Below are 26,563 nucleotides of genomic sequence, written 5' to 3' on the forward strand. Positions count from 1 at the left end.
ATGAACAGCGACAACGACCTCCAGATCGCCGGCGACATCCTCGAAGTCCCGCACCTGCTCCAGCCCCCGCGCGAGCACCCGGCCACCGTCGCCGAGTTCGTCGGCCTGGCCCGCTCCATCGCCGCCGACCGCTCCCAGTGGGAGCACCTCGTCCGGTACGACGCCACGACGCGCTGGTACCACCGGCTGCGCACCGGACCGGGCTACGAGGTGTGGCTGCTGTCCTGGGTGCCCGGGCAGGGCAGCGGACCGCACGACCACGGCCGTTCCTCCGGAGTGCTGACCGTGCTGGAGGGCACGTTGACGGAACGGACCGACCGCGGCACGCGCGCGTTGGCGGACGGTGCACAGCGGGTGTTCGCGCCGGGGTATGTACACGAGGTGGTCAACGACGCGCTGGAGGCGGCAGTGAGCCTGCACGTCTACTACCCGGGCCTCACCGAGATGCCGATGCTCCCCGAGTCTCAACTTCGTCCGGCCGGGGGGACCCCCATGACCCCGCACTGCGAGGCACGTCCGGTGACTGCCTGACGCGTTGTCGTACCCGCCTGCAAGACCTCCCACCCGTCGCCCGACCACCACCACTCAACGAGTCAGCCTGGCGGCTGACACACTGTTTCAATGCGCATTGTGGTTCTGGCAGGCGGCATCGGTGGTGCCCGGTTCCTGCGCGGTCTGAAGAAGGCGGCACCGGACGCGGACGTCACGGTCATCGGCAACACCGGGGACGACATCCACCTCTTCGGGCTGAAGGTCTGCCCGGACCTCGACACGGTGATGTACACGCTCGGCGGCGGCATCAACGAAGAGCAGGGCTGGGGACGGACGGACGAGACGTTCCACCTCAAGGAGGAACTCGGGGCGTACGGCGTCGGGCCCGAGTGGTTCGGGCTCGGCGACCGGGACTTCGCCACGCACATCGTGCGGACGCAGATGCTGGGCGCCGGTTATCCGCTGAGCGCGGTGACCGAGGCGCTGTGCGACCGCTGGAAGCCGGGCGTGCGGCTGATCCCGATGACCGACGACCGCGTCGAGACGCACGTGGCCGTCGAGGTCGACGGTGAGCGCAAGGCGATCCACTTCCAGGAGTACTGGGTGCGGCTGCGGGCCTCCGTGCCGGCCGAGGCGGTCGTGCCGGTCGGGGCCGAGCAGTCCAAGCCGGCGCCGGGTGTATTGGAGGCGATCGCCGAGGCGGACGTGATCCTCTTCCCGCCGTCCAATCCGGTCGTCTCCGTCGGCACGATCCTCGCCGTGCCCGGCATCCGGGAGGCGATCGCCGACGCCGGGGTGCCGGTGGTGGGCCTGTCCCCCATCGTCGGGGACGCGCCCGTGCGCGGGATGGCCGACAAGGTGCTCGCGGCGGTGGGCGTGGAGTCCACGGCGGCTGCGGTCGCCGAACACTACGGCTCGGGGCTCCTCGACGGCTGGCTCGTCGACACCGTCGACGCGGACACGGTCGAGCGGGTCGAGTCGGCCGGCATCCGCTGCCGGGCCGTACCGCTGATGATGACGGACCTGGACGCGGCCGCGCAGATGGCCCACGAGGCGCTGACGCTGGCGGAGGAGGTGCGGGGGGCTTGAGCGACGGGGCGAGCGAGGACGCGGGGAGGGCCGCGACTGCGGGCGTGGACGGGAACGGCGTTGGCGCGGGCGCAGACGGAAGCGGCACGCGCGCTGGTGGCGGCGGAAGCGGCGCGGGTGATGCGCGCGCGGGAGCGCGTGGCGTGGTGGGCGTCGGAGACGCCGTGGGTGGTGCGCCCGGGTATCGGGTGTGGGCCCTTGCGGGGATTCCCGAGGTTCGGCAGGGGGACGATCTGGCCAAGTTGATCGCCGCCGTCGAGCCGGGGCTGGTCGACGGGGATGTGCTGCTGGTCACCTCCAAGATCGTGTCCAAGGCGGAGGGGCGGATCATCGAGGCGGCCGACCGGGAGGCCGCGATCGACGGAGAGACCGTTCGGGTCGTGGCGCGGCGCGGGCCGCTGCGGATCGTGGAGAACCGGCAGGGTCTGGTGATGGCGGCCGCCGGAGTCGACGCCTCCAACACCCCTTCGGGGACGGTGCTGTTGCTGCCCGAGGACCCGGACGCGTCCGCGCGCGCGATCCGGGACGGGCTGCGGGACACCCTGGGCGTCGACGTCGGGGTCGTCGTCACCGACACCTTCGGCCGACCCTGGCGCGCGGGGCTCACGGACGTCGCGATCGGCGCGGCGGGTGTGCGCGTCCTGGACGATCTGCGCGGCGGCACGGACGCGTACGGCAATCCGCTCGGCGCCACCGTCGTCGCCACGGCCGACGAACTGGCCGCCGCCGGTGACCTCGTGAAGGGCAAGGCCGCCGGGCTGCCCGTCGCCGTGGTGCGCGGGCTGCCGCATGTCGTCGCCGGTGCGGACGAGCAGGGGGCGAGAGCCCTGGTACGCGACGCGCGCGACGACATGTTCCGGCTCGGCACCTCCGAGGCCGTACGGGAGGCCGTGACCCAGCGGCGTACGGTACGGGCCTTCACCGACGAGCCCGTCGACCCCGGGGCGGTACGGCGGGCGGTGGCCGCGGCGGTGACCGCGCCGGCGCCGCACCACACGACGCCGTGGCGGTTCGTGCTGCTGGAGTCGGCCGACTCGCGGACCCGGCTGCTCGATGCCATGCGGGGCGCCTGGATCGCCGACCTGCGGCGGGACGGCAAGACCGAGGAGTCGATCGCCAAGCGGGTCAAGCGTGGGGAGGTGCTGCGGGGCGCACCGTATCTGGTGGTGCCGTGTCTCGTCATGGACGGTTCCCACACCTATGGGGACGCGCGGCGGGACGGGGCCGAGCGGGAGATGTTCGTGGTGGCCACGGGGGCCGGGGTGCAGAACTTCCTGGTCGCGCTGGCCGGGGAACGGCTGGGTTCCGCGTGGGTGTCGTCGACGATGTTCTGCCGGGACGTGGTGCGCGAGGTGCTCGGCCTGCCCGGGGACTGGGATCCGATGGGAGCGGTGGCGGTCGGTCATCCGGCGGAGCCGCCGCGGCCACGGCCTGAGCGGGAGGCCGGGGCGTTCATCGAGGTGCGGTGACCGTGTCGGGTGAACGGTAGGTGGTCGTGTCGTACGACCCCCTAGTCTCGTAGGACCACTCCGGCAATCCAGGGAACTCATTCGTGGCAGGACGTTTCGCTTCGCGGCCCACGCGTACGACCGTGCGCGGTGGGCATGTTGCCGTGCCCGCAGGGGTCCCGCGACAAGCGACGGCCGGGCCCGGGCGGTTGCGGACGTGGGTGCCGGACGGGCCGCTCGACCTCGGGCTGGTGCTCGGGCCGCTGCGGCGGGGGCCGGCCGATCCGACGTTCCGCGCGTTGCCGGACGGGTCCGTGTGGCGGGCCAGCCGGACCCCGGCCGGGCCCGGGACGCTGCGGGTTTCGGCGTACGACGGTGAGGTGCGCGGGCAGGCGTGGGGGCCCGGGGCCGAGTGGCTGCTGGAGCAGTTGCCGGAGATGCTCGGCGCCGCGGACGATCCCGACGCGTTCGCGCCGCGGCACCGGGTCGTGGCGCTGGCCCGGCACCGGCGGCCGGGGCTGCGGCTGACGCGGACCGGGCTGGTGCTGGAGTCGTTGATCCCGTCGATCCTCGAGCAGAAGGTCACGACCGACGAGGCGTACCGGGCGTGGCGGTTGCTGGTGCGGAAGTACGGGGAACCGGCGCCGGGGCCCGAGTCCGTGGTGGGTGGGCGGATGTGGGTCATGCCGGCGCCGCGGACGTGGGCGCTGATTCCGTCCTGGGAGTGGCATCGGGCCGGGGTCGACAACAAGCGGGCGTCGACGATCCTGCGGGCCGTGCGGGTCGCTGCGCGGCTGGAGCAGGCGGTGGGGATGCCGGCGGGGGCGGCGCAGGCTCGGCTGGAGGTTGTGCCGGGGATCGGGCCGTGGACGTCTGCCGAGACTGTGCAGCGTAGTCATGGGGCGGCGGATGCGGTGACCGTGGGGGATCTGCATCTGCCGGGGATCGTGGGGTGGGCGCTGGCGGGGGATCGGGATGCGGACGACTCCGTGATGCTGTCGTTGCTGGAGCCGTATGCCGGGCAGCGGCATCGGGCGGCTCGGTTGATTTTGTTGAGCGGGAAGGTGCCGGGGCGGAGGGCTCCGCGGATGCCTCGCGGCGATATTGGCCGGTTGTAGGTTGCGCGGGGTTTCGGGTGGCGGTGGTTTTCGCGCGTTGCCCTGGCGCCCGGTGCTGCCCTGTGGGGGTGGGTCGCGCAGCCCGGCGCTAACGGGGTGCCTCCCCCACTCTCGGCCTCGCTCGAGCGGGGGGACCCCCATCGCCCCAGCGGCGCGACTGCCCGCAGCTACGGCAGTACAGTTGCTGCCGCTGCTGGGTGGGCGCCGTCCCGGCGCCACGACCGCCCGCAACTAGGGCAGGGACGGCGTGGGCTCCCTCAGTGCCGGTCCGCATCATTCAGCCCGTCCGGCGTTTGAGGACGAGGCCGTTCAGGCCGATGCGGGGGTGTGGGGGTGGCACCCCCCACTGACGGGGCCCCTGCCGACTCGCACAGCTACTGGTCGGAAGAGAAGCGCAGCGCTCCCCCCGGGATGCGCGCGTCGCACCACACGCGGGCTCCCTCTCGGAGTTCGTTGTCGGGGCCGATGATCGCGCCGTCGCCGATGACCGTGCCTGTGAGGACCGAGCGTTCGCCTACGCGGGCGCGGGTGCCGATGAGGGAGTCGGTGATGACCGCGCCGGGTTCGATGACGGCGCCGGGGAGGATCGTGCTGCCGAAGACCCGCGCGCCCTCCGCGACGAACGCGCCCTCGCCCACCACCGTGCCGCCCGTCAGTTTCGCGTCGGGGGCGACGCGGGCCGTAGGAAGGATGAGGCGGTCGCCGCAGCGGCCGGGGACCGCGGGGGAAGGGGCGCGGCCCAGGACCAGGTCCGCCGAACCCCGGACGAACGCCGCCGGAGTGCCCAGGTCGAGCCAGTACGTGGAGTCGACCATGCCCTGGAGGTGGGCGCCGGCCGAGAGCAGGTCCGGGAACGTCTCGCGCTCCACCGACACCGGGCGGCCCACGGGAATCGTGTCGATGACCGAGCGGCGGAAGACGTATGCCCCCGCGTTGATCTGGTCGGTGACGATCTCCTCGGGGGTTTGCGGCTTCTCGAGGAACGCCAGGACTCGGCCCGTGTCGTCCGTGGGGACCAGGCCGTAGGCCCTCGGGTCCGTCACCTGGGTGAGGTGCAGGGAGACGTCCGCGCCGGTCGACTCGTGGGTGTCCACCAGCGCCCCGATGTCGAGCCCGGTCAGGATGTCGCCGTTGAAGACCAGCACCGGGTCGTCGGGGGCGGAGTGGAGGTGCGCGGCCGCGTTGCGGATGGCGCCGCCCGTGCCGAGGGGCTCCTCCTCCGTGACGTACTCGAGGTGGAGGCCCAGCGCGGCGCCGTCGCCAAAGTACGGCTCGAAGACCTCGGCGAGATAGCTCGTCGCGAGGACGATGTGGTCGACGCCCGCCGCCCTCGCTCTGGCCAGCTGGTGTGTGAGGAACGGAACCCCGGCCGCCCGGACCATGGGCTTGGGCGTGTGCACCGTGAGCGGACGCAGCCGGGTGCCTTTGCCGCCGACCAGGAGGATCGCTTCTGTCACCTGTCGTCTCTGCTTCCTGCCGGGACCGGCCGAACTGTCTATCGGCCGGCCAGTGTATGCAGACCGTGCGACGGCGCCCTCGATGGCCGTGTGGTGTCCCGCGATGTCACACCTTTGTGCGTGCGGTTTCCCCCGACCGCCCCCTCGACGGCGATGAACGCGTGCCCCGGCGTCAGCGCCCCTGGTAGCGCGCCGCGGTGGAACGGGCCGAGCCGAGCTTGGAGTAGAGCTTCTTGCCCGGGCAGTCCGTGGCGTATCCGTCCCGATGACCGGAGATCACGTTCAGTCGTACGTTCTTCCCCTTTGGGTAGAGATTGCCACCGCCCGACTTCAGATATGTCTTCCCCTTCGGATTGGCCCCGAAGAGCCCGAGCTTCCAGGCGGTGAGCTTGGCGATGGCCGTCACGGAGGCGGCGGGCGGCTTGGACGAGTTGAACGTGCCGATCACCGCGATGCCCATGCTGTTCGAGTTGAACCCGAGGGTGTGGGCACCCATGACCGCCTTGGTCACGCCCCCGGCCCGGCCCTCGTAGATGTTTCCGCACTTGTCGACGAGGAAGTTGTAACCGATGTCCCGCCAGCCCATGCTCTTGACGTGGTAGCGGTAGATACCGCGGATGACGGACGGGGCCTGCGAGCAGGTGTACTTGTTGCCAGAGGCGGTGTGGTGCACGAAGGCCGCCTTGACCGTGTTGGTGTAGACGAAGCCCCGTTCGCGCAGCTTCTCGTCGGCGGCCCAGCCGTGCCGTGTCACGATGCGCGGACGCGGTCCGATGTACGGCTTCGACTGCCGGGCCCCGGCCGGTTGTTCGGCGGCGCGCAGGGTGAGCAGTTCCCGCTCCGTCTCCTTCTTGGTGAGCGTCTGGATCTCGGCGGCGCCGAGCGGCGCGAGGTCGGTGTTGACGGCGGAGGCGGCGATCGCCGCCTCGTCCAGGCCGGCGTTGTTGCGGGCGGCATCGGCCGGGGAGCCGGCGGGCGGGGGCTCGGCGCCGGGGTCGACGAGTTCCAGCCGCAGACCGGTGGGGAGGGCTGCCGGGGCGGTGACGGTACGGCCGTCGACGGTGATCTGCTCGGTGTCGGCGCGGACGCGGACGTCCACGCCGTCGGAGTCGCCCACCCACAGCGGTGCGGTCGCGCCGCGCACCCGGCCCGAGGTGCTCTCCTCGGTCCCGGGGTCGGCGCCGTGGTCGGCGTTGTGCGTCTCGACGTCCTGCCAGCCGGACCAGGTGCCGGTGGCGGCGGAGCGGGTGCGGACCTGGACCCGGCCGTGGAGTTCGATGCCGGGGTTGTCCCAGATGACGCCGACGAGCGAGAAGTGGTGGACGTCCTTGCGATACAGGCCCTGTTCGGCGGCGGTGCCGAGGACATGGGAACGGGTGAGGGGGACGAGGGGCAGCGACTGGGTGCTGCCGGCGAGGGCCCCCTGGGCAGTACCGCCGGCGGTGGTCGTGGCCCGGTCCGCGGTCGGCGCCGGTCTCGGGGGCGCGGCGGCCGCGGGCAGGGCCAGGGGGAGTGCCAGTGCGGCCGCGCAGGTGACACCGACCGAGGAAGCGGCGAACGAGGAAGCAGCGAACGAGGAGGTGAGGAATCCGAATCCACGCATGTCACTGATCTTGGACAGATGCATACATATCTGCCATCGGGGAGTTGACGGACCGTCGGGTACCGTTCCGCCGAACCGGTGGCCCGGCCGCCCGGTGCGCAGGCCGGGCCCGGCGTAACCTTGCGCGGGTGAACTCCACCGATCGCACCCCCGCCGACCTGCTGCGTTCCGCGCTCGCCGCGGATCCCGGACGCCCCCTGGTGACCTTCTACGACGACGCCACGGGCGAACGCGTCGAATTGTCCGTGGCCACCTTCGCCAATTGGGTGGCCAAGACAGCGAACCTGCTCCAGGACGAGATGTCCGCACAGCCCGGCGACCGGCTCGCGCTGCTGCTGCCCGCGCACTGGCAGACGGCGGTGTGGCTGCTGGCGGCTTCGTCGGTGGGCGTGGTCGCGGACATGGCGGGTGATCCCGCGCGCGCGGACTTCGTCGCGGCCGGACCCGGACAGTTCGACGCGGGGCTGGCGTGCGCCGGGGACCGGTACGCGCTGTCGCTGGCACCGCTCGGCCGCCGCTTCGCGACACCGCCGGCCGGGTACGCCGACTACGCCGTCGCGGTGCCGAGCCACGGCGACCGCTTCACGCCGTACGCGCCCGTCGACCCGGAGGCACCCGCGCTGATCGTCGCGGGGGCGGAGCTGACGGGGGCGGAGGTCGTGGAGCGGGCCAGAGCGGATGCCCCCGGGCTGGATCTGACGGGGCCTGGATCACGGCTGCTTGCCGGACTGCCGTACGACACTTGGGAGGGCCTCAGCGCGGGACTGTTCTCGCCGCTGGCCGTCGGGGGGTCCGTGGTGCTGTGCCGGCATCTGGACCAGCTGGGTGAGGATGCGCTGGCCAAGCGGATCGACAGCGAACGGGTGACGGCCTCGCGGCACTGACGTTCACCCGTATGGAGTAGCAGAGGCCGCCCCGGTCCCCCTTCCGGGTCATGGTCGTAGGAGCAGGACGAGCCGCTCGTACGCCAGGGGGGTGCCGCTCATGACCGACACCTCGCGTGCAGGCGCCTCCGCCACCGGTGACGGGCTGATACGACGGCGTCGGCGGCGATGGGTGCGAGGGATCGCGCTGGGGACCGGAGTGGTCGTCCTCGTGGCCGCGGGGGCCGGATGGGCCGTGTACGCGAAGCTCAGCGGCAACATCACCGCCGACGAGGCCGCCGAGGCGGAGCTCGCCCGGTACGAGCGGGAGCGGCCCACCGCACTGGTGCGCGGCGCGCAGAACATTCTGCTGATCGGGTCCGACACGCGCGCGGGCGACGGCAACCGGAAGTACGGGAAGGACTCGGGCACCGAGCGGTCCGACACCACGATCCTGCTGCACCTCGCCGCCGACCGGCGCAGCGCCACCGCCGTCTCCCTCCCCCGCGACCTGATGGTCGACGTGCCGAGCTGCCGGCGGCCGGACGGCAGCCGTAGCGAGCCGGCGTTCGCGATGCTCAACTACGCCTTCGAGACGGGCGGTTCGGCCTGCACCATCCGTACCGTCGAGAAGCTGACGAACATCCGGGTGGACCACCACATGGTCGTCGACTTCGGCGGCTTCAAGGAGATGGTCGACTCCGTCGACGGGGTCGAGGTGTGCCTGAAGAAGCCCATCAACGACAAGGCCGCCAAGCTGAAGCTGCCCGCGGGACGGGTCACGCTGAACGGCGAGCAGGCGCTGGGCTACGTCCGCGCCCGCAAGTCCCTCGGCAACGGCAGCGACACCGACCGCATGGACCGGCAGCAGCGGTTCCTCGGCGCCCTCGTCAACAAGGTGCGCAGCGATGATGTCCTGCTGAACCCCGTGCGGCTCTATCCCGTCCTCGATGCGGCCACCTCGTCGCTCACCACCGACCCGGGCCTGGCCAGCCTGCGCGGCTTGTACCAGTTGGTACGCGGGCTGCGGAGCATCCCCGTCGATCATGTGAAGTTCCTGACGGTTCCGCGGGAGTCGTACGTCTACAACGCCAACCGCGACCAGCTCGTGGAGCCCGAGGCCGAGAAACTCTTCGCACTGCTGCGCGCCGACGGGCCGGTCCGGGTCACGACCGAGCGGGAATCCAGCTCGAAAAGTGGCAATTCAGGCCGCAAGAACGATCCGTCCACGAGCCTCACGTTCCTCGGCAGCACCGCCGCCGAGGACACCTGCCGGTAAAACATGGCCCAAGCTCACGAACTTCCGTTCAGGAATATGAGCCGGATTGCCCGGTTGTAGGGACGTGGAATTTGGCATCGCCGTCGCTCGACGCTGAACTGGGCGGATAGTGTGACCCGATCCAGTGCATCACGCCACGAGGTCCTTCCTGGGGCCATGCACTGTTTGACCGAGACCCGAGCGCCTTTGAGGGGGAAGGCGCCGCGTGGCCCCGACGGAGGATTCGGACAACCGTGGACGCGCAAGGCCGTGGGCGGGCGGACAACATCGACCCCGCAGACCAGTGGGTGCTCAATCCGAACACCGGCGAATACGAACTGCGACTGAGTCCTTCCGCACCGCAATCATCGGTGCCGGGACCCCGCAGAGCGCGTCCCCGGAATTCCGGCGCCGTACCGCGCGACCGCGCGTCGGCACCCCGGCGGGAGCCGGGCCGGACACCGAACCAGGAGGTACCGCCGCAGCGCAGGCGCCGGGGAGAGCCGGAGCCACCGCCGGGGCGGCGTGGCCGGCGGCCGGTGAAGAAGAACTCGAAGGCGAAGAAGGTCCTGTTGTGGACCGGCGGGACCATGGCGTTCGTACTGATCGCCACCAGCGCCGCCGCCTACGCCTACCTCAAGCACCTCGAGGGCAACGTCAGCACGACGGACGTCGGCAGCGCGGGCAAGAAGGGCTTCAGCAAGGACGAGGCCTTCAACATCCTGATCATCGGCACCGACAAACGCACCGGCAAGGGCAACGAGGGGTACGGCGACCAGGGCAGCGTCGGACATGCCGACACCAACATCCTGCTGCATGTCGCCAAGGACCGGTCGAACGCGACCGCGCTCAGCATCCCGCGGGACCTGATAGTCGACGTCCCCGACTGCCAGACGAAGCAGAAGGACGGTTCCACCAAGGTCATCGCGGGCACGAGCGGCGTCCGCTTCAACACCAGCCTCGGCCAGGACGACCGGGACCCGGGTTGCACCATGCGCACCGTGAAGGAGGTCACCGGCATCGAGCCCGAACACTTCATGATGGTCGACTTCAACGCCGTGAAGACGCTCACGACGGCGGTGGGCGGCGTCGACGTGTGCCTCGCGCACGCCGTCAACGACAAGGAATCGCACCTGAAACTGCCCGCCGGAGAGTCCAAGGTCGAGGGCGAGCAGGCGTTGGCGTTCGTCCGCACCCGGCACAGCTGGGGCAACGCCGGCGACCTGGACCGCATCAAGGTGCAGCAGCAGTTCATGGCCTCCCTGATGCGCAAGATGTCCTCCAGCGACACCCTGACCAGCCCCACCAAGCTCGTGAGCCTGGCCGAGGCGGCCACCAAGGCGCTGACGGTCGACACCGGCATCGGCAGCGCGCTCAAGGACGTGGCCCTGGAGCTGAAGAAGGTGCCGCCGAAGAACATCACGTTCCTCACCGTGCCGGTGGTGGACAACCCGGCCGACGGCGTCGTCCACAAGACGGTGATCGTCAACCCGAACACGGCCCCTGCGGTCTTCGACGCGATCAAGAACGACGTCTCCTTCACCGAGGTGAAGAAGAAGCAGAAGGCCGCGAAGGACGCCGAGGCCGCCCGCCTCAAGGGCACCAAGTCCGACGCCTCCGAGGTGCGGGTGCGCATCCTCAACGGCGGCGCGCCGGGCGGCAGTGCGCAGGAGACGCTCCAGTGGCTGCAGAACGACGAGGGCGTCCTCAAGTCGGAGAACGCGGGCAACGCCGACGCGAAACTGGCCAAGACCACGCTCGAGTACGCGCCCGACCAGGCGGACCAGGCACGCAGGCTGGCCGCGATCATGGGGCTGTCGGGATCGGCGATGAAGCCGGGCAAGAGCGTGACCAACTCCCAGGGACTGCCGGCGATGACGCTGACCCTGGGCAAGGACTTCAAGGGCGCGGGGGTGTCCTTGACCGCTCCCACGAAGGCGCCGGATGTGGACAAGTCCACGGCAGACAAGGTGAAGTGCGCCTCTTAGACAGGTAACCCCACGGGCCCCTCGAGCGTCTAACCGGACGCGGGAGGGGCCCGTGCGAGGCGCAGGGTGGGGAGGCTGGGGATTTGGCGCAGAGCAGTGTGCGGGGGGAGGCACCCGCGGTCGAGGACGATATGTCGTTCGCACCGCAGGACCAGAACGCGACCGACGGCCACGGCAGTCGCGGCGGCGGGAAACGCGGAGGCGGCCACAACGGCGACCGGAGGCGGCGCAGACGACGCGCACTGCGCTGGTCGGCGACGATCCTGGCGGTGGTGATACTCGGTACGGCGGGGGCCGGCTACCTCTACTACCAACACCTCAACGGCAACATCCACAAGGGCCAGCGCAGCAGCGGCGACTCCAAGGCGAGGAAGGCCCGCCCCAACGCGGCGGGGCAGACGCCGATGAACATCCTGCTGATCGGCTCCGACAGCCGTAACTCCGACGAGAACGTGAAGCTCGGAGGCAGCAGGGACAACCGCGGCAACCCGCCCCTGGGCGACGTGCAGATGATCATCCACCTGTCCGCGGACCGCAAGAGCGCCTCCGTGGTCAGCATCCCGCGCGACACCCGGGTCGACATCCCCAAGTGCACGGATCCCGACACCCAGCAGCAGTACGGGGCGACCAACGCCATCATCAACGAGTCGCTGGCGCGCGGCGGGGCGGGCTGCACGCTGGCCACCTGGGAGAACCTCACCGGGGTCTACATCGACCACTGGATGACGATCGACTTCGCGGGCGTGGTGAACATGGCGGACGCCATCGGCGGCGTCGACGTGTGCGTGAACCAGAACGTGTGGGACCGGCCGACCGCCACGGTGTCCGGCGGCTCGGGCCTCAAGCTGAAGGCCGGCACGACGAACGTCAAGGGCGAGCAGGCCCTGCAGTGGCTGCGCACCCGACATGCCTGGGGCAGCGACCTGATGCGGGCCAGGGCCCAGCACATGTACCTGAACTCGATGATCCGCACGCTGAAGGCGCAGAACGTGTTCACGGACAGCGCGCGGCTGACGGGGCTGGCCGAGGCGGCCACGAAGTCGCTGACGGTCTCCGAGGAGATCGGCACGGTCAAGAAGCTGTACGACCTCGCCATGCAGCTCAAGTCGGTGCCGACGGACCGCATCACCATGACGACGATGCCCAACGTCACCGACCCGCAGGACGACAACCACGTCGTGCCCGACGGCGCCAACGCCGAGAAGGTGTGGCAGATGCTCCGCGACGACGTGCCGTTCGACAACAAGGGCGGCAAGAGCACGTCGAGCGCCAAGAAGAAGACGGACACGGACCCGGCCGAGGCGGCCAAGTCCCCCTCCACAACGGCCGACAGGCTCGGTGTGCTGGTGCAGAACGCCACCCGCAGCAGCACGCTGGCCCCCGTCTCCGGCCGGGCGAACGCGATCACCCAGATGCTGGCGCAGATGGGCTACGCCCGGGCCGCGGCCGACACCACGGCGGCGCTGGCCGAGGCCCGGACGGTCGTGCGGTATCCGAGCGCGGACCTGGAGGGTGACGCTCAGACGGTCGCCAAGTCGCTGGGGATTCCGCTGAGTTCGGTGAAGCAGTCGACCGACGTCTCGGGGGTCACGGTCGTCGTGGGCGCCGACTGGCGCACGGGTACGGCCTATCCGAAGCAGTCCGCGCCCAAGGCCGGGGACCTGCCCAGCAACGCCGACGCCATCAACGGCTCGGACGCGAGCCAGTGCATGGACGTGTACAAGCCGTACCAGTGGTAGGGCGGAACGGAAACTGAGACGGGCCCCTCCCGCGCGGGAAGGGCCCGTTCACGTTCGACGCTGTGCGTTCAGCGGGAGCCGAGCACCGCCGGCCGGCGGGACGCGATGACCCTCTTCGCCAGCGCCTTCGGGCTCGCCAGGAAGCCCCAGCCCCACGACATGTGCATGGTGGCGAGCGCGACGGGGATCTGCAGGCGGGCCTTGATGGGCAGGCCCTTGCCGGCCGGTAGCGAGCCCGCGGTGATGGCGGCGAGGTAACCGGCCGGGACGACGAAGGCCCACGGGGTCAGGGCGGCACCGATCACGATGCCCGCGGCCACGGCGCACAACGCCGTCGGCGGGGCGAGGTAACGCAGGTTGATGGAGCCCTCGTGGTAGCGGGCGACGACGTGCCGCCAGCGGCCGTAGTCCTTGTACTGCTTGGCGAGGGCGCGCACGCTCGGCCGCGGCCGGTACGACACCTTCAGCTCCGGCGAGAACCAGATCAGCCCGCCCGCCTCACGGATGCGGAAGTTCAGCTCCCAGTCCTGGGCGCGGATGAATTCCTCGTTGTAGCCGCCCTGTTGCTCAAGCGCCTCGCGCCGGAAGACGCCCAGGTACACGGTCTCGGCCGCGCCCGCCTGCCCGCCCGTGTGGAAGGCCGCGTTGCCGACGCCGATCCTGGAGGTCATCGCGGCGGCGACCGCGTACTCCCAGTCGTTCTCGCCCTCGGCGTGCATGATGCCGCCGACGTTCTGCGCGCCAGTCTCCTCCAGGAGCCGCACGGCGGTCTCGATGTAGTTCGGCGAGAGCATGCCGTGTCCGTCGACGCGGACGACGACCGGATGGCGGGAGGCCTTGATCGCGGCGTTCAGCGCGGCCGGCGTGCGGCCGGTCGGGTTGGGGACGGTGTGCACGCGCTTGTTCTTATGGGACGCAGTCTCGGCCACGAGCTCGGCGGCGATCTCGTCCGTGCGGTCCGTGGACGGACCGAGGGCGATCACGACCTCCATCTCGCCGGCGTACTCCTGCGCGAGGATCGCTTGGACGGCCCCGCGCAGATGCCGCTCCTCGTTGAGGACGGGCATGATCACAGAAACTGCGGGGAGCCGCACGTCGGGCTTGGCGTTCATAGGGAGCTCACGTTACCGCGAACGGGGGACACGCTCGCGCCCCGCCGGGGTCGCTGCCGCGGCCCGGAGATCGTATCGGCCTACGGTGCTCACGATCTCACGTACGGCCCAGGGGCCCAGGGCCGGCCTGTCCCAGCCCCCCGCGGAGGTTCCTCGATGCCCGCCACGCCGCCCCGCTCCCCCGCACGGCCGCCGCAGCGCCGCCCTCGGCCACCGGAGCCACGGCGTGCGCAGCGGCCGCCCGTACGGCGGAAACGGCCGCGCTGGGCCATGCGGGCGGCGACCACGCTGTCGGTGGTGGTGCTGGCCTCGGCCGGGATCGGGCACGCGGTGGTGACAAGCCTCGACGCCGGCATCGCCCGGGTCGACCCGTTCAAGGACATGAAGAACCGCCCGCAGCCGGGCCACGGCATGAACGTCCTGCTGGTCGGCACCGACGGCCGGGACAAGATCGATGAGCGGGAGCGGCGCAAGTACCGGCTGGGCGGCGCGCCCTGCCACTGCACCGACACGATCATGATTGTGCACATCTCGGCGGACCGGGAGCGGGCAAGCGTGGTGAGCCTGCCGCGCGACTCGTACGCCGATTTGCCCGAGCACGTCGACGAGACCACCGGCGCGCACCACGGAGCGCACCCCATCAAGATCAACGCGGCGTACGCGGAGGGCGGACCGCAACTGACCGTGCGCACGGTCGAGAACATGACCCATGTGAAGATCGACCACTATCTGGAGGTCGACTTCACCAGCTTCATGAAGACCGTGGACGTGCTCGGCGGCGTCCAGATCTGTACCACGGCCCCCATGAAGGACTCGTACAGCGGTCTCGACCTCCCGGCGGGCACGCACACGCTGATGGGCGGCGAGGCGCTGCAGTACGTCCGCGCGCGGCACGTCGACGGGGCGAGCGACCTGGGCCGGATGAAGCGCCAGCAGCGGTTCCTGGCGGCGCTGATCGACCGGGCGACGTCGTCCGGAGTGCTGATGAACCCGCTGCGGTTCCGGGACGTGACGCGGGCTGTGCTCGGGTCGGTGCGGGCGGACAAGGGCTTCGGCACGGACGAACTGCTGGACCTCGGGCGGGCGATGCGGAACTTCTCGCCCTCCTCCTCCGAGTTCACGACGGTTCCGATCGGCCGGATCGGATACGTCGTGAAGGGCATCGGCTCCACGCTGAAGTGGGACCCGGCCAAGTCGGGCAAGCTCTTCCAGGCCCTGCGCGACGACAAGCCGCTGGCGGTGAAGCGGCCGCCGCGCACCCCGCCCGTGCTCGTGGACGTGGCCCCGCAGACGATCCGTGTGCAGGTCGCGAACGGCACCGGCACGGACGGGCTCGCGAGGCGGGTCGACGCGGCACTGGCCGCGACCGGCTTCGCCACCACCCGGCAGCCCGTGACCGCCGACGACCACGGCGTGCGGCAGACGGTCATCCTCTACGACCCCCGCTGGGACCGCTCGGCCAAGACCCTCCAGGCGGCCCTGCCGGGCAGCGAACTGCGGGCGGTGCGCGGTCAGGGACCGGTCATGAAGGTGGTCGCCGGGTCGGATTCCCCGTCCGTACGGAAGGTGAAGGCGCAGGTTCCGGAACCGGCCCCGGGCGAGGACGCGGTGATGCGGGGCGACGAGGCGGTGTGCCGGGGGAACGTGTAGCGGCGGTGGGTCGAGGCCGGGATCAGTCCAGGTGCCCCTCGGCCGCGCGCTTCTCGCGCAGTTCGAGGATCGCGCGGCGGCGGGCCAAGCGGTGGGTGCGGCGGATCTGGGCCTCCTGGTAGCGACGCTCGTCCCGCTCGGTCTCGGGGACGACCGGGGGGACCCGGCGGGGCTTGCCGTCGGCGTCCACCGCCGCGAAGACCAGGTACGCGGAGCCGACCTGAGTGGCCGGGGCCGACTCGTTCCAGCGTTCGGCGAGGACCCGTACGCCTATCTCCATCGAGGTCCGGCCGGTCCAGTTGACCTGTGCCTTCACATGGACCAGGTCGCCCACGCGGACCGGCTCCAGGAACGCCATCTCGTCCATGGACGCGGTCACGGCGGGACCTCCGCTGTGCCGGCCGGCCACCGCGCCCGCCGCGTCGTCGACCAGCTTCATGATCACGCCGCCGTGCACCGTGCCCAAAAGGTTGGTGTCGTTGTGGGTCATGATGTGGCTGAGAGTGGTGCGCGAGGCGGCCGTGGGCTTGCCGGGAATGTCGGCCTCTGCTGCGAGGTCCTGGTCTGTCATGGCCCCCACCTTATGTCGAAGCTACATTCGGGGACTTTGTGTCGGGTTCGCAACAGCACCGCTCTGATTTTCCGACGACCCTTGTAAGACACATGGCCTCGCCCTGCACACTGGGCCCCATGAATGAATGGCCCGAGGGATTCTCCGACGACAACCGCGGCAACAGCTACGGCCGCGGAAGCGCCAGCGCGCAGCCCGAGGGCGCCCGCGTCATGCGCCAGGTGCGACGCGGTCCGGCGGCTCAGCCCGGACAAGGTGGCGGGTACGGGCAGGGCGGCGGGTACGGCAACGGCCGCCCGCCGGCGCCGCCTTACGGCGGGGTGCCGCAGCAGCCGGGGTACGACGACTACGGCGACGCGCAGGGTTACGACAGCGGGTACAACTCGGGCCAGGTCTACGGGGGCGGCCGGGGCGGCGGCTTCGTACCGAACGACAACGACCCCGATCCGGAGTACCAGCAGTACCGGCCGCGCCCGAACTGGCGCCGCCGGATCAAGGTGGCCGTTCTCACCCTGGCCACCGTGTTGATCGTCACATCCGTCGCGACCTACTTCTGGGCCGACTCCAAGCTCCACCGCGACGTCGACCTGTCCCAGGTCATCGACCGTCCCGAGACAGGCGCGGGCACGAACTACCTGATCGTCGGCTCCGACAGCCGCAAGGGCATGTCCGCCGAGGACAAGAAGAATCTGCACACCGGCTCCGCCGCGGGCCAGCGCACCGACTCGATGATGATCCTGCACGTCGGCGACAACGGAGACACGCTGATATCGCTGCCGCGTGACTCGAACGTCGAGATCCCGTCGTACAAGGGGTCGACGTCCGGGAAGGTCTACCCGGCCCAGGGCCGGCACACGAAGCTGAACGCGGCCTACGCCGAGGACGGCCCGACCCTCCTCGTCCGCACCGTCGAGTACAACACCGGCCTGCACATCGACCACTACGTGGAGATCGGCTTCGCCGGCTTCGCGAACATCGTGGACGCGGTCGGCGGCGTCGAGATCAACATCGACCAGGGCTTCAAGGACAAGTACTCGGGCGCCGACTTCAAGGCGGGCAAGCAGACGCTGAACGGCGAGCAGGCGCTGGCCTTCGTCCGTACCCGGCACGCCTTCGCCACGTCCGACCTGCAGCGTACGAAGAACCAGCAGAAGTTCCTGTCGGCCCTGGCCCACCAGGTGGCCACGCCGTCGACGGTCCTCAACCCCTTCAAGTTCTACCCGACGATGGGCGCGGGCCTGGACTCGCTGACCGTCGACAAGGACATGAGCCTGTGGGACCTGGCGTCCATGTTCTGGGCGATGAAGGGCGTCAGCGGCGGTAACGGCAAGTCCATGAACATGCCGGTCTCCGGCTCCTCCGGCGGCAACCTCGTCTGGGACAAGGCGAAAGTGAAGACGCTGGTGAACGAGCTGAAGAACGACGAAACGGTCACGGTTTCCGGAAACTAGCCCGTCGCGGCGGCCGGCAGCGCCACATGGGGAAGGGCGAGCCGCCCTTCCCCATCGGCGAACTCGTCGAGGGTGGTCCGCGAAGTTCCCCACCACCGCGTCGAACTCACCGCCCGGGAAGGGCAGTTCGGGCAGTACGGCGGTCCGCGCGTCGATCGCTGGTTCGCGCGCCACGGCCACCATCCCAGTGTCCATGCGGATGCCGTAACCACCCTGGACACGGTCAAGGGCACCCCTGGGGGTGCCCTTGAGTGCCGTCAGCCAGGCGTCACATCCTGGCGCCCGCCATCGCACGGCACATCTCCGCGCAGTGGCGACAGGCCTCGGCGCAGCGCATCAGCTGGGGATCGTCGGGTACGGACATACACGCCTCGGCGCACATGTCGCAGACCTTGGCGCACAACGTGCACATCTCGGCCGACATGGGCGAGCGCCGCATCATCATGTCGGAGCACATGCGCGTCGTGTCGGAGCAGTCCATGAGCGCGCGCATGATCTGCATCTGGGGCTGACCCCCCATCGACATGCAGGCGCTCATGGTCTCCTCGCACATCGTGTGGCAGGTCATGGACGCCTGGACGGCGTCCTGCATCTCCTTGCTCATGGCGCTCATGGTTCGCGGCTGGGTCATGGCTCCTCCTGAGGGGGAGAAGGGTCCTGGACGGGCCCCACGTGCTTCCGTCCTACGCCCGTCCGCCGAGGCCTGCCATCCGGGAAACACCGAAGGGCGCCCCACGGGGGGCACCCTTCGGGCGGTCCGGCGTCCGCCGCCTTACGGCAGGTTGCGCGCCATCACGATCCGCTGGACCTGGTTCGTGCCCTCGTAGATCTGGGTGCTTTACAGGTCATCTGGATCTGACCTGCATGAACACCCCTCGGAAGGGGGCTTCCCCAGCATTTGCCCATGATCATCAACAGTCTGCCAGGGTAGGCGCCGCACCGGCCGGCGGTTAGCGGCATCACTTCCCCGCACCTCTCTCCCCGTCCCGAAGGAAAGTCACATAACTACTCAGGGCAGGTTCCGTCCTGCTGCGCACATCGGGCAGTTCCGTGCTGGTCGCCGAACGTTGGCGGTTGTTCTGCTGGCCAGCATCTGTGACGCGTGCTCATCCCATCGCGGGCAGGTCCACAGACTGCCCGACGCGCCGGAAGCTTACGGGGCCATGATCACTCGCGCCAAAGCAGCTCCGTAAGCCGCTCCACCTCCCTGTGACCGAGAGTCATAGTTGGCGGATCTTGAGGCTGATAGTTGGCGGATCATGTCAGAGTTAGCGCCAAGCAAGAACGCATCGCCGCAGGCGAGAGCTTCGACTGTCGATCGGGCTTCAAAATTCGCCACTTTGGCGTGCTCGCCCGCCATCAATGCCCTCAATCACAACAGCTTTGACTGTCACGGTAGTTGGCGGATTGGCTGTGGAATGCCTGCAGGTCAGGGCGTGTCTGCCCGGCGCAGTTGGCGGCTCCTGTTCTGACTGTTGTCACTAAGCTTGGCTGAGCGTCAGATCCGTGCCCGGAAGGAGGGATAGCGGTGGTTCCGCTGCAAGATGTGCATGACTTCCTCGTCAGATGCATCGGCGAGGAGGTGAAGACCGCCCACGCAGTGCAAGAGAACATCAACGGCGAGTGCCCGGCGTCGTGGTACCTCGACTCTCCCCCGTTCTCGACTCTCATCCTCGCGAGTGCGGAAGGCGTCGACTTCGACGCGGGTACCCCGGAGAGAGCCGCCTTCGTCGTACTGAACGACCCGGTCCACGCCCTCCGCTTCCTCCACTACCTGCGATGGACTGTCAAGCAGCACGAGCCCGTTCTCCTGGCCGCGGAGAAGGACGGCGAGATGGTACCCATGGAGGCCTGTCCCATCGACGGAGCGGAGTGCGAGCCCCTGCTCCGCATGGCGGCTGAGCTCTTTGCTGATCGGCCCCGCTTCAAGAGGGAATGGCGAGTGCAGTGACAACAACCCAGGGGGTACCCATGACCGCCACCCAGTGGGACAACTTGCCGGAGCTGATCGATGGCGCCGGCGGGTTCACGCAATGGACCGTCGGCATGCTGATTAGGCACTCGGGCAACGTAAAGGCGGGTGCCCGCATCGTCGAGGACATCGAGCGCGAGCTCGCCACACGCAAGATCGGCCACTTCCCGCCGAGCCTTCCGCGTGACGGTGCCCGCAAGGTCCTGCTCTACAACCAGGACAAGCCCAACCTCGGCGCCGTCCTCCACATCGCAAGGCAACTCGCCACAGGCGAGATCCCCGATGGCCCTCTCACCGACAACACGATCGGCGCACTGGACATGCTGCTGAAGCAGTATCAGAGGGCGGTCGAGGAAGCTCGGAAGGCGGCCCGGTCGTGAGCGAGACGAGCACCAAGAACCATCGTCCCGACATGGACTTCACCCCGGTCCGCAACGGCATGGACTACCTCAGTAGCGCCGTGCTGTACCTGAGTGGCAGTGCCAGTGTGCTGTTCGACGCGTTCGGCCTGACGCCGCCACCGACGACGAAGGTGTCCGAACTGCTCGCACCTGACCGTGCCATCAGCGACCGCGATCTCAAGTACGCCGTACTCCACCTCCAGGCTGCCACCGAGGTACTTCTCAAGGCACGGCTCGTACGCGAACACTGGAGCCTCGTCTTCAAGGACCCCGGCAGCGCCACCCGCTCAGCATTCGAGCAAGGCAAGTTCGACAGCTGCAACATGAACGCGACCCTGGACCGCCTCGTCAGCATTGCCGGCGTGCCGATCACGGCAAAGCAGCGCCAGGCCATCAAGGACCTCGCGGAGACCAGGAACGCGCTGACCCACTTCGGCCACACGGCGAACGCGTATGCCGTCGAGGCCCGTGCTGCCCGAGTCCTGGGCTTTCTCCTCGACTTCGTACCTCTGCATCTGCATCCAGTTCTGTCGAGTGAAGCCCAATTGGTCGAGGAGACCATGGAGGACGTCCGGCAGAAACTCCGCGACATCGAAGCGCTCGTGAAGAACCGGATGCAGGAGCTGAAGGGGGACCTTAACGGCCTCAAAGACCGCACGGTGATCTGTCCCGAGTGCAGACAATGGGCGTTGGTCGTCGGTGGTGGGGATCCCGTGGTCTGCCGATTCTGCCTGGCTTCCCTGGCGCCGATCGACGCCGCCATCCTCTACTGGATGGACGTCCTCGGCCAGGAAGAATCCCTCACCCCTGTGGACTGCTCCACCTGCAACACCGGGCACGTGGTCACGTGGGTGAGCATCGCCGGAAACAAGGCTGATGACGTCGGTCTGTGCTTCCAGTGCGGCACCGCGTGCGAGCGGAAGGCATGGGCCCCATGAGCATCGAGGAGAAACCCGCCCGCGCAGTGAGCCCCCCTCTACACCGCGAATAGCGCCCTCACCTGGTACGACTTCATCGCCACGCGCCTCGCTGAAGACCTGCGGAGGAGTACGGAACGACAGCGGACCGGGCGTTACGGACTACCGAGAGGGGCTGCGGCAGGCCCAGGGTCGGCGTCCACTACGACTCGTAGAGGCAGGAACTACGGAACTACCAACTGAGGAAACTTCCACGCTCTCGGATGCGGCGCCTCCCGATGCGAATGAATTGGCCATCGGTGAACTTGATGCGTTTGATATCTGTCGTTGCGATGATGAACTGACAGCCCTGTTGAGCGAGTTCATTTATCCTGCCAGAGAGCTGGTGTACCATCCCCGTATCAAATGCCCCCATCGGCTCATCGAGGAGGAACAGGCGATAATTCTTCTCTTCACTCAACGCTTCCTCCAGACGAGCGAATCTCCACCGTTCGGGAGATTCCGGATTGAGATAGAAGCATTCCTCCGCCGATGGCTTTTGATGCCACAATAGATCCAAGTTTCTAGCGAGTTGCAGAACAATTTGAGGACTGTACCGAAACCTTTTGATATCGTCGGGGCTCACAGCCCCCACCTGCACGGCTAGAGCCTGCAAGAGGATAGTCTTTCCTGATCCGTTCCCGCCCAAGATAACGTTGATTCCAGAACCGAATCCAATACCTCGACGCAATGCCAGAGCAGCCTCAATGGGCTTTTCGGTGCTGAAATCATAGGGAACTCGTGATGCGATAAGCAATCGATCATCGATTGAGCTAACCCGTTCTTTTGATTGGATCAGGCTTCTTCGAGACCCACTCCCCGCGGATCTGGATAGAGATTTCCCCAGAGGAATCCCTTCTTGATTTAGCCTCCGCTCGGCTGCCCAACGAATCGTTAGAACGTCATCGTTCTGCAGTTGAAGAAAGGCGGCCGTCACGGACGCGTCGCCCGGCCAGCCGACGCGGAGCCCATCCGCAGCGACCTCTCGTATGGGAATATCGTCGGAGCGGACAAGGCCAAGGAGGGTATCTCGGACGACGACGTCTCCGGGCCAACCTTCTAGCAGCACCTCAAGGGTGGCCTCCCTCACGGGCCTGGCGTGGTCATGGACAAGGGACAAGAGTGCGTCCCGGGCTTTCTCATCGCCTGGCCAACCTTCCACTAGTCCCTCAGCGGCAGTTTCTCGGGTCCCCTCAGAGTCATCGAGCGTCAGGGCCACAACGGCGTCACGAGCGGCGGGATCGCCCCGCCAGGCTTGGGTCAAGACCCACACCGCGACCGCTTGGACCTTTGGATCTGGGTCGCGTGTCACTGCTATGACAGCCTGTCGCGCCGTGTCGTCATCGGCCCAATCCTGGGCCAAATGCCGTGTCGCAGTCTTGCGGATTTCTGATTCATTGTCGATAGACAGCCGAACGAGGGCATCGCGAGTTTCGGGGCTCTGAGTCCAATTCTTGGTCAGGGCATCTAGCGCTGCTTCACGACTGGCGGCATCAGTCAGCCGAGTGGCTGCAAGCAAAATGGCCTGCTCATCGGCCGGCTGCAGGTCTGCAGCCGGAACGAGATTCTGCTGCCACTCACGCGCCCTGCGGTCTTCTGCAACGTTGAATTCCTCGGCCTTTCCCAGCGCGGCAGCGATGTCTGTAAGCGCTGGCCCTGTCGGGAGTTCCGTCGTTAGAATCTCTCGCTGCGGTAGGGCCGGCCCGGCTGGAAGGGTTGCGATCTCCGATACATCGGGGTGTCGGGACAGTCGGTGGACGTTGTTGTGCGCCTGTTCCCACAGAGTTTCTAATAGAATTCGACGTTCATTGACTCGGGCCAGTTGTGATTCTGCAGTGACCCTGTGTGTCAGCGCTTGGATTCGCTCACTCTCTGCACGGTCTGTGATTGATGGATCGAGGCCCGAATGTAGTGCCCGAATTTGCTTGGCATCCAGATCTGCAATGATGTCTCGCAAAGTTCCGATGATCTGCAACAGCGTGGCCATCAGCATCTGGGAATCGCTCAGAGCCCATCGGAGCCTGTCCTCGGTGCGGAGAGCGCGCTCAAGTTCGATCTGGACTCGGAGGGTAGCCACAGCAGCTTCACCGGGAATATGTGCTGCCGACGCAGATGCTGTCTCCGTGCGTCGAATTCGACGATATCGGCGAGCGGCGGTAAGTAGATCGTCTGCCTTGCGGCATAGCTCTCGGTGGAGCGCAGGCTGTATGTCACTAACACTGCTGGTGATCTCTAGGAAAATCATGACGAATCGTTTAGAGGGCGGAGATGTAGCTCCCTTGAACAGTCGATCTAGGTGTGACTTGGAAAAATTCATGCCGCGCACCGGATCGGCTGGTGCCTCTAGCCCAGCCTCAATGCGTGCCTGCTCCTGATCAGCACGGTCCTGGAAGCGCTGCTCGATATCCCTTGCACTGAGGCCAGCCGCCTGGCTCTGATCCCGCAAGAACTGGCCCAGAGCCTTGTGGGCTTCCTCGTCTCGACCTACTGACCGTGTCATATTCTCCCCCGCCCCTGCTCTGCCCCTGGGACGCCCCAGGGACAGAGCAGGGTCTCAGTTGTCCGCCCAGCTCAGCACCCAGAGCACGCAGCGCGTCCCAGACTGTCCCCGTGGAAGTTGGGGGCACGTTCTCCTATCACGATTCTCGCCTCAGCGGTCCAAGCAGGTACACGACTTCCCGTAAACGCGCTGAGGAGAGCAACAGTGGCTACGCCCATCTACGACATCGCAAGCGTGGACTCCGTCATGCTGAGCAGTCACGTCACCGGCATTGAGCATGTGCTCTTGCCCGCTGTGCCCGAGTTCATCGGCGCTCTTGCCGCCACGCTCGTCACCGCGGTGGTGACGTGGGCCTTCGCGAAGTGGCGCAAGCACGACGCGCCCAAGGCCGTCGAGGACAACATCCCTCACTGAAATAGGCGCAGTGGCCCCGCCATTCGGGGCTCGGCCCGAGGCGGCGGGGCTTCTCACGTGATCTTAGAGCGCAGCTACTTCTGTACGGCCGTTTCACGAGTCCTAGCAACTGAAGGTGACCTTCGATCTGCGTTGCCCTCCCTGCCCCTCACGACACACCTCCGACACATCCTGGGTCGTTGCGCGCCCTCTGTTTGTCTCTGCCGCAGGTCAGAGGGGACACAAAGGAGCGATCGGACACTCACTCCGGAGCATGTGCACAAGAGTTCGATTTCTGTCGGGGAATCGATGAGCACAGCATTGCTCGGAGGGGCGTCGTCAGAGGGCCGTAACTTCGCTCACATGCAAGGCGACGCGCTACCCGCTGAAGTGCACGCCGGCCAACACCGAGGCGGAGATCACCGAAGAGGCTATGGTCATCGCCCGTAGGCAGGGATGGCAGGCCACGGAAGGCTCCCTGTACTGGTTCATCGACAACGACACCAAGAAGCTCACCCGCAGGATCGAGAGGCCCAAGCGGGTCGAGTACACCGTGATCGCGCTGGACGAGCGCGGCAGCTACATCACAGAGCGCGTCTGGGGCGACTTCATTGACATCCGGGCGGACGGCTTCAAGAGGCCTCAGGATGCCGAGGAGCACGGCCGGCAGTGGTTCGAGGACAAGAGGGTTCACCGGCTCCTGGTCCGCATGAGCGTGCAGGAGCGTCCCGGTGAGAGCTGGAAGGCCGGTCCGACCTACAAGTACGTGGAGCGCGGCTAACCAGCAACGAGGGGATCTCACTTCACGAGATCCCCTCTTCTCGTTCACAGTTCAACCACATATGATCACCAACACACGAACAACGTGGGGGGATACCACATGAGGGCGCGTATCACTGTTGCTGCACTGACGGTTGGCCTGGTGCTTACAGGCTGCTCGTCCGGTGTGGACACGTCTTCCGCCGAGTACCAGGCCGGTTACAGCGCCGCTGGCCACTGGTCCTTCATCTACGAGAGCCCGGACGCGGCCTTGAACGATTGCGAAGCCGGGGTGGCACACGACCCTGTGCTCAACCAGTTGAACGACAAAGCCGTGGGCTGGAACGACCAGCAGTTGGTTGCCTGGTCGCAAGGGTGTGTCGCTTCGCTTAGGGACTTCGGCATGAGCATCCCCAAGCAGAGCTGGGAGAACTAGCCCAGACCAGAGATAGACACGGCCCCGGACAGCCAAAGAGTCCGGGGCTGCTTCATGCCAATGTACTGAAGAGGAGAAGCTGTGAGCGGCAAGAAGAAGGCTCTGCTGATCGCTGGTGGCGTCCTGGCGGTAGGCGTGATCGCCAACCTGGGCGACGGTGACACCTCGGGTGACGCCCCGGCGAAGGCCAATTCCGCGGTGAAGGTGTCCACCTCCCCGAAGGCCAAGCAGGCCGGCCAAGTACGACCAGCCCAACGCGGCCGAAGAGAAGCAGCTCCTCAGCAAGCTGGACGCGATCAACCCCGGCATCACGGTGAACAAGGAGCGGGCCGTGCGTCGGTCGGTCAACACCTGCCAGGAGATCCAGGCCGGTAACTCGGAGAAGACCGTCATCAAGAACGCCAGCCTGCGGTTCACTGGTGGCAACGCCACGGTGGACGAGGGCCAGGCGGCCGAGGTGGTCAACGCCATCAAGGCGTCCTTCTGCGGGTGAGGTTGAAACAGGGCAGGCCCGTCCCTTCGGGGGCGGGCCTGTCTCACCCTGATGAGAGAGTGACAAGGTGGGGAACTTCAATCTGGAGTGGGACGGACCGCAGGGTCAGCGGGTGCGGTCCGTGGTGTCGTACAGCGAGCGGGCTGCCGAGACCTGCAAGGGGGAGCTACCGAACTTGAACGGGCGATGTCGGGTGATTGCCTGACAGGTGAGGGATGGGTCCGGTAGATGTGTGCGGGTGAATGACTCCACGCCCAGCGAGCCCACCCCCGAGGACGGCGAGCCCACCTCCTTCGCCGAGAACGCGAAGAACCTGTTCAACAAGCACAAGTGGAAGATCCTCGCCGTCGGTGGCGCCGTCGTGGCCTTGGCCGTTGTCGCCGCCAGGTTCGCCGAGAGGCAGAACACCGAGGACATCGAGGATTCCGAGCCGTCCCTTGGCCTTGAAGACGCGGACCGTCAGAAACGCACGCCCCCTGTCGGGCACGCAGTAGTCGCGACCCTGGTGAAGCTCGCCCCCGGTCAGCAAGCGAGCGAGGAGCGCAGGGCGGCGTACAAGGAAGCAGCGGGGGAAGACCTTCCCGCTGGTAGCACCTATCGCTCAGAGCATCGTCGGGGCGACTTCGGGGAGGATGAGACCCCCGGCGAAGCCGCAGCCTGAGCACCTGGGCGAAGGCCACCGCGGCCTCTCATTCCTGTGCAGTGCCAGCGGATGCCCTGCAGCCGAATCCGCTCCCTCGCGGCCCTGTCGGCGTCGGTCAGCCCGCCGCCCTGCGCGTACCTCACAACACCACGGCTACCGAAGCCGACCGAC

Annotated in this window: 24 protein-coding genes; 18 read left to right on the plus strand and 6 right to left on the minus strand. The window is 67.9% G+C overall.

Annotated elements, in window-relative coordinates:
* The 4 genes from ACFYXB_RS32430 (at position 1) to ACFYXB_RS32445 (ending at position 4,147) form a co-directional block, all read left to right on the plus strand.
* Positions 1–531: a cysteine dioxygenase gene (locus ACFYXB_RS32430; RefSeq protein WP_389588395.1), complete on the plus strand. Its 531-nt coding sequence runs from the start codon at positions 1–3 to the stop codon at positions 529–531.
* Between the two features lie 90 nt (positions 532–621).
* A complete protein-coding gene (gene cofD / locus ACFYXB_RS32435; RefSeq protein ID WP_388504772.1) occupies positions 622–1,581 on the plus strand; it encodes a 2-phospho-L-lactate transferase in 960 nt (319 codons plus the stop codon).
* 143 nt (positions 1,582–1,724) lie between these two features.
* The gene (locus tag ACFYXB_RS32440) at positions 1,725–3,050 is read left to right on the plus strand and encodes a coenzyme F420-0:L-glutamate ligase (protein ID WP_389588398.1); all 1,326 of its coding nucleotides are present in this window, start codon (positions 1,725–1,727) and stop codon (positions 3,048–3,050) included.
* An 83-nt stretch (positions 3,051–3,133) separates the two neighbouring features.
* A complete protein-coding gene (locus ACFYXB_RS32445) occupies positions 3,134–4,147 on the plus strand; it encodes a DNA-3-methyladenine glycosylase family protein (protein WP_389588400.1) in 1,014 nt (337 codons plus the stop codon).
* Between the two features lie 374 nt (positions 4,148–4,521).
* On the opposite strand, the gene ACFYXB_RS32450 is transcribed toward ACFYXB_RS32445, so the two are convergent.
* Positions 4,522–5,604, minus strand: coding sequence for a sugar phosphate nucleotidyltransferase (locus tag ACFYXB_RS32450; RefSeq protein ID WP_389588402.1), 1,083 nt, complete (start codon positions 5,602–5,604; stop codon positions 4,522–4,524).
* A 172-nt stretch (positions 5,605–5,776) separates the two neighbouring features.
* On the minus strand, positions 5,777–7,207 hold the full coding sequence (locus tag ACFYXB_RS32455; RefSeq protein ID WP_389588404.1) for a peptidoglycan recognition protein: 1,431 nt from the start codon (positions 7,205–7,207) through the stop codon (positions 5,777–5,779).
* A gap of 128 nt (positions 7,208–7,335) precedes the next feature.
* Here ACFYXB_RS32455 and ACFYXB_RS32460 point away from each other — a divergent pair, with 128 nt between their 5' ends.
* From ACFYXB_RS32460 to ACFYXB_RS32475, 4 genes are all read left to right on the plus strand, one after another.
* Entirely contained in the window at positions 7,336–8,091 is a 756-nt protein-coding gene (locus tag ACFYXB_RS32460; protein WP_389588406.1) for a TIGR03089 family protein, read from the plus strand.
* Between the two features lie 100 nt (positions 8,092–8,191).
* Complete coding sequence (locus ACFYXB_RS32465; RefSeq protein ID WP_389588408.1) at positions 8,192–9,349, plus strand: LCP family protein; 1,158 nt, start codon at positions 8,192–8,194, stop codon at positions 9,347–9,349.
* Positions 9,350–9,582: 233 nt separating this feature from the next.
* Positions 9,583–11,316: an LCP family protein gene (locus ACFYXB_RS32470; RefSeq protein ID WP_389588410.1), complete on the plus strand. Its 1,734-nt coding sequence runs from the start codon at positions 9,583–9,585 to the stop codon at positions 11,314–11,316.
* Between the two features lie 131 nt (positions 11,317–11,447).
* The gene (locus tag ACFYXB_RS32475; RefSeq protein WP_389588412.1) at positions 11,448–13,055 is read left to right on the plus strand and encodes an LCP family protein; all 1,608 of its coding nucleotides are present in this window, start codon (positions 11,448–11,450) and stop codon (positions 13,053–13,055) included.
* A gap of 68 nt (positions 13,056–13,123) precedes the next feature.
* Here ACFYXB_RS32475 and ACFYXB_RS32480 read toward each other — a convergent pair whose 3' ends face one another.
* Positions 13,124–14,167 carry a glycosyltransferase family 2 protein gene (locus ACFYXB_RS32480; protein ID WP_389588414.1) on the minus strand — a complete coding sequence of 348 codons (1,044 nt, stop codon included), beginning with the start codon at positions 14,165–14,167 and terminating at the stop codon, positions 13,124–13,126.
* A 156-nt stretch (positions 14,168–14,323) separates the two neighbouring features.
* On the opposite strand from ACFYXB_RS32480, the gene ACFYXB_RS32485 reads away from it, so the two are divergent.
* Positions 14,324–15,817 carry an LCP family protein gene (locus ACFYXB_RS32485; RefSeq protein ID WP_389588416.1) on the plus strand — a complete coding sequence of 498 codons (1,494 nt, stop codon included), beginning with the start codon at positions 14,324–14,326 and terminating at the stop codon, positions 15,815–15,817.
* A gap of 22 nt (positions 15,818–15,839) precedes the next feature.
* On the opposite strand, the gene ACFYXB_RS32490 is transcribed toward ACFYXB_RS32485, so the two are convergent.
* Positions 15,840–16,388, minus strand: coding sequence for an acyl-CoA thioesterase (locus ACFYXB_RS32490; RefSeq protein ID WP_388504752.1), 549 nt, complete (start codon positions 16,386–16,388; stop codon positions 15,840–15,842).
* A 119-nt stretch (positions 16,389–16,507) separates the two neighbouring features.
* Here ACFYXB_RS32490 and ACFYXB_RS32495 point away from each other — a divergent pair, with 119 nt between their 5' ends.
* Complete coding sequence (locus ACFYXB_RS32495) at positions 16,508–17,839, plus strand: LCP family protein (RefSeq protein ID WP_389588418.1); 1,332 nt, start codon at positions 16,508–16,510, stop codon at positions 17,837–17,839.
* A gap of 268 nt (positions 17,840–18,107) precedes the next feature.
* On the opposite strand, the gene ACFYXB_RS32500 is transcribed toward ACFYXB_RS32495, so the two are convergent.
* Positions 18,108–18,470, minus strand: coding sequence for a four-helix bundle copper-binding protein (locus ACFYXB_RS32500; RefSeq protein ID WP_389588420.1), 363 nt, complete (start codon positions 18,468–18,470; stop codon positions 18,108–18,110).
* Positions 18,471–19,367: 897 nt separating this feature from the next.
* On the opposite strand from ACFYXB_RS32500, the gene ACFYXB_RS32505 reads away from it, so the two are divergent.
* Genes ACFYXB_RS32505 through ACFYXB_RS32515 form a run of 3 tightly spaced genes read left to right on the plus strand, consistent with a single transcriptional unit; the run spans position 19,368 to position 21,150 of the window.
* Positions 19,368–19,790, plus strand: a complete 423-nt coding sequence (locus tag ACFYXB_RS32505) for a DUF6221 family protein (RefSeq protein WP_389588423.1) — start codon at positions 19,368–19,370, stop codon at positions 19,788–19,790.
* Positions 19,791–19,810: 20 nt separating this feature from the next.
* On the plus strand, positions 19,811–20,191 hold the full coding sequence (locus ACFYXB_RS32510) for a hypothetical protein (protein WP_389588425.1): 381 nt from the start codon (positions 19,811–19,813) through the stop codon (positions 20,189–20,191).
* Positions 20,188–21,150 carry a hypothetical protein gene (locus ACFYXB_RS32515; RefSeq protein ID WP_389588427.1) on the plus strand — a complete coding sequence of 321 codons (963 nt, stop codon included), beginning with the start codon at positions 20,188–20,190 and terminating at the stop codon, positions 21,148–21,150. The genes ACFYXB_RS32510 and ACFYXB_RS32515 overlap by 4 nt, the downstream gene beginning before the upstream one ends.
* 211 nt (positions 21,151–21,361) lie before the next feature.
* Here the strand turns inward: ACFYXB_RS32515 and ACFYXB_RS32520 are convergent, their stop codons facing one another.
* Positions 21,362–23,161, minus strand: coding sequence for a HEAT repeat domain-containing protein (locus ACFYXB_RS32520; RefSeq protein WP_389588429.1), 1,800 nt, complete (start codon positions 23,159–23,161; stop codon positions 21,362–21,364).
* A 711-nt stretch (positions 23,162–23,872) separates the two neighbouring features.
* Here ACFYXB_RS32520 and ACFYXB_RS32525 point away from each other — a divergent pair.
* From ACFYXB_RS32525 to ACFYXB_RS32545, 5 genes are all read left to right on the plus strand, one after another.
* Positions 23,873–24,082 carry a hypothetical protein gene (locus tag ACFYXB_RS32525; RefSeq protein ID WP_389588431.1) on the plus strand — a complete coding sequence of 70 codons (210 nt, stop codon included), beginning with the start codon at positions 23,873–23,875 and terminating at the stop codon, positions 24,080–24,082.
* A 412-nt stretch (positions 24,083–24,494) separates the two neighbouring features.
* Entirely contained in the window at positions 24,495–24,842 is a 348-nt protein-coding gene (locus ACFYXB_RS32530; RefSeq protein WP_389588433.1) for a hypothetical protein, read from the plus strand.
* Between the two features lie 99 nt (positions 24,843–24,941).
* Entirely contained in the window at positions 24,942–25,256 is a 315-nt protein-coding gene (locus ACFYXB_RS32535; protein WP_389588435.1) for a hypothetical protein, read from the plus strand.
* Positions 25,257–25,587: 331 nt separating this feature from the next.
* Positions 25,588–25,749, plus strand: a complete 162-nt coding sequence (locus ACFYXB_RS32540; protein ID WP_389588437.1) for a hypothetical protein — start codon at positions 25,588–25,590, stop codon at positions 25,747–25,749.
* A gap of 238 nt (positions 25,750–25,987) precedes the next feature.
* Positions 25,988–26,410, plus strand: a complete 423-nt coding sequence (locus ACFYXB_RS32545; RefSeq protein WP_389588439.1) for a hypothetical protein — start codon at positions 25,988–25,990, stop codon at positions 26,408–26,410.
* The last annotated feature ends 153 nt before the right edge of the window (positions 26,411–26,563 follow it).

This window comes from Streptomyces sp. NPDC002619, from assembly GCF_042889305.1.
Classification (GTDB): domain Bacteria; phylum Actinomycetota; class Actinomycetes; order Streptomycetales; family Streptomycetaceae; genus Streptomyces.

Coding starts and splice junctions, on each gene's coding strand:
- ACFYXB_RS32430 (WP_389588395.1), top strand. CDS start 1: ATGAACAGCGACAACGACCTCCAGATCGCCGGCGACATCCTCGAAGTC.
- cofD (WP_388504772.1), top strand. CDS start 622: ATGCGCATTGTGGTTCTGGCAGGCGGCATCGGTGGTGCCCGGTTCCTG.
- ACFYXB_RS32455 (WP_389588404.1), bottom strand. CDS start 7,207: ATGCGTGGATTCGGATTCCTCACCTCCTCGTTCGCTGCTTCCTCGTTC.
- ACFYXB_RS32465 (WP_389588408.1), top strand. CDS start 8,192: ATGACCGACACCTCGCGTGCAGGCGCCTCCGCCACCGGTGACGGGCTG.
- ACFYXB_RS32475 (WP_389588412.1), top strand. CDS start 11,448: ATGTCGTTCGCACCGCAGGACCAGAACGCGACCGACGGCCACGGCAGT.
- ACFYXB_RS32480 (WP_389588414.1), bottom strand. CDS start 14,167: ATGAACGCCAAGCCCGACGTGCGGCTCCCCGCAGTTTCTGTGATCATG.
- ACFYXB_RS32485 (WP_389588416.1), top strand. CDS start 14,324: ATGCCCGCCACGCCGCCCCGCTCCCCCGCACGGCCGCCGCAGCGCCGC.
- ACFYXB_RS32490 (WP_388504752.1), bottom strand. CDS start 16,388: ATGACAGACCAGGACCTCGCAGCAGAGGCCGACATTCCCGGCAAGCCC.
- ACFYXB_RS32495 (WP_389588418.1), top strand. CDS start 16,508: ATGAATGAATGGCCCGAGGGATTCTCCGACGACAACCGCGGCAACAGC.
- ACFYXB_RS32500 (WP_389588420.1), bottom strand. CDS start 18,470: ATGACCCAGCCGCGAACCATGAGCGCCATGAGCAAGGAGATGCAGGAC.
- ACFYXB_RS32510 (WP_389588425.1), top strand. CDS start 19,811: ATGACCGCCACCCAGTGGGACAACTTGCCGGAGCTGATCGATGGCGCC.
- ACFYXB_RS32520 (WP_389588429.1), bottom strand. CDS start 23,161: ATGCTGATGGCCACGCTGTTGCAGATCATCGGAACTTTGCGAGACATC.
- ACFYXB_RS32530 (WP_389588433.1), top strand. CDS start 24,495: ATGGTCATCGCCCGTAGGCAGGGATGGCAGGCCACGGAAGGCTCCCTG.
- ACFYXB_RS32535 (WP_389588435.1), top strand. CDS start 24,942: ATGAGGGCGCGTATCACTGTTGCTGCACTGACGGTTGGCCTGGTGCTT.